The sequence below is a fragment of the Aeribacillus composti genome, assembly GCF_007827555.1.
GTDB classification, from domain to species: Bacteria; Bacillota; Bacilli; order Bacillales; family Aeribacillaceae; genus Aeribacillus; species Aeribacillus composti.
This window is the reverse complement of record NZ_VISS01000078.1, coordinates 1-1,093: the sequence shown is the minus strand read 5'-3', so window position 1 is coordinate 1,093 and position 1,093 is coordinate 1. Positions and strand designations below refer to the sequence as shown.

General features: G+C 51.7%; 1 protein-coding gene. It reads right to left on the bottom strand.

Annotated features, from left to right (window positions below):
- A partial coding sequence (locus tag FB379_RS18360) for an IS110 family transposase (RefSeq protein WP_144598585.1) occupies positions 1-670 on the bottom strand: 670 nt, incomplete at its 3' end.
- Positions 671-1,093: the final 423 nt, after the last annotated feature.

The window sequence follows — 1,093 nt, the reverse complement described above, 5'->3', positions numbered from 1 at the left end:
CGATGCATTCCGGATCGGCAAAGCGATTGCGCCCTTTTTGGCGCAGGAAGTCGGCCAACTGCTTGACATCCATTTGGCAGATGTCATCGAGGCTCCACGACTCAAGCAGCAGTTCGAGAATGGCATGTCCGAAGATCGAACTGTCCACCTCTTGGGTAAAGGAACTGCATTTGTAAAACAAGTGCTGGAGAAAATACTGTTTCTCACGGGTTAACTGGTGGACGAGATGATATCGCATGCGTGTCAGTCGCTGAAGCGCGAGAAACTGCTCCTTGAGGACAGCCGTCATCTTCAGACGGCCGAAGCGAAGCCGATCCGCAATGATCCAAGCATCGATGTCATCCGTTTTCTCCAAGTCGACATAGGCTTCTTTAAACTTGCGAATGAGCTTTGGATTGATCGTAAACACCTTGACGTTCCAAGCCTGCAAGGCCTCCTGCTGGTGGAAAAACATAGCTGGATGCCAACTGTAGACCGAGGTGGCTTCCATCCCGATCAGAATTTCGGTTGGCTTTCGCTTGTTAGCCCACAGGAGGATTTGATCCCGAAGGAAGGTGGCGCCCAGAAGATGATTATCCACTTTGAAGCGTGCGCACGTATTTCCTTCATGATCCATAATGCAGGTGGCTAAGTCGCGTGAGCTCACGTCGATCCCGACGTAGAGTTTCATGAGATCACCTCCTATTGTTGTAGGATCGAGGGGTAGGACTCTTCGGGATGCCCCCGGATCGCGCCTGTTGACCAGTCACCCTCGCATATGAGAACTCACGTTGGACCATGGGCTGCCCTGGAAGCTGCTCCTTCCAGCATGGGGAAAACCAACGGGAACAGCCTGCGGGTTAGACGTCCAAACAGGGGCCGAGGAGACAGACTTTACAAGTAGTCAAAGCTACAGGAGTGAGAAGAGTATCCCCGATGATCCTAAGACCATTATCCAGGAACATTGCGAAAAGTCCAACCCCGGTACGCTCAACCCTTTGTGGGAGGGACGCGCCCCTCCCACAAAGGCAACCACCCAAGATATGCGATTGTCAAGGAGCGTATCGGACTGGAAATTCGATAAAAAAACTTTCTGAAACTTAGTATACGAGGA